This is a genomic window from Amaricoccus solimangrovi (genome assembly GCF_006385685.1).
GTDB classification, from domain to species: Bacteria; Pseudomonadota; Alphaproteobacteria; order Rhodobacterales; family Rhodobacteraceae; genus Amaricoccus; species Amaricoccus solimangrovi.
This window is the reverse complement of the sequence record NZ_VFRP01000109.1, coordinates 1-1,030: the sequence shown is the minus strand read 5'-3', so window position 1 is coordinate 1,030 and position 1,030 is coordinate 1. Positions and strand designations below refer to the sequence as shown.

The window sequence follows — 1,030 nt, the reverse complement described above, 5'->3', positions numbered from 1 at the left end:
GTCAGCCGCGCGGCCGTCGCGCGCCGGCGCGGCGCCGCGCTTCGTCCTACTGAAATCTCGTGTCACGCGGCCCTCCCGTGCCATCCGCCAAGGCCCGCGCCGGGCTGTTCCGCCCTTCGCGTCGGGTCTCCCGATCATCCGTCCGGCGATGTGTCTTCCGGTCTTGTTGGGCGGTTTCTCTCACGACCCGCGAAACGCGAACAGGCCGGAAAGAATCATCCTTCCATCAGTTTTTTCGATGGAGCATCCTGAGTGCGTCCGAGTAGCGCCGCGGCGGCGCGGGAGGGATATCCTTGGCCCACGAGCTGCCTCCTCTGAAATCACTGCGGGTTTTCGACGCCTGCGTCCGCGCTGGCAGCTTCACGAAAGCCGCGGGTGAGCTGAACGTCGGCCAGCCCGCCGTCAGCCATCAGATCCAGGCGCTGGAACGCGACCTCGGGGTGAAGCTCTTCGAGCGGCGCGGCGCACAGACCTTCCCGACCCCGGCGGCGCTCGCCTATCATCGCGCCGTCGCGGCGGCGATGGCTGACATCGCGCGCGCCTCGACGGCGCTGCGCCGGGCGGCGGCGCAGCCGGGCCTGACGCTCGCCACCTATCCCGGCATCGCCATGTTCTGGCTGATGCCGAAGCTCGCCGCCCTGCGCGCGGCGGACTCTTCATTGCGGGTGCGGGTGACGACGGCCGAGCGCGACCGCGACGTGCGGATCGACGACGTCGACTGCGCGATCCTCTTCGGAGACGGCCACTGGCCCGGCTACGAGAGCCGGCTTCTGGTGCGGGAAGCTGTGATCCCGGTCGCGGCGCCGCCCGTGGCCGCGCGGTTCGCGGGACGGGGATTCGCGGAGATGCTGGCGGAGGGACCGCTCATCCACCTCGAGGACAGCGACCGCCGCTGGTTCACCTGGCGCGACTGGCGCGACGCGCGCGCGCCCGACGCGCGCCAGATCGACCCGGGCGTGCGGGTCACCAACCACGGGATCGCGATCCACCAGACCCTGATCGGCCAGGGGATTTCGCTCGGCTGGTCCGG

The 1,030-nt window shown here is 70.8% G+C and carries 1 protein-coding gene; it reads left to right on the top strand.

Going from position 1 to position 1,030, the window contains the following annotated elements:
- Nucleotides 1-293: 293 nt before the first annotated feature.
- The coding region (locus FJM51_RS23460) for a LysR family transcriptional regulator (protein ID WP_140456501.1) at nucleotides 294-1,030 on the top strand (737 nt) is incomplete at its 3' end.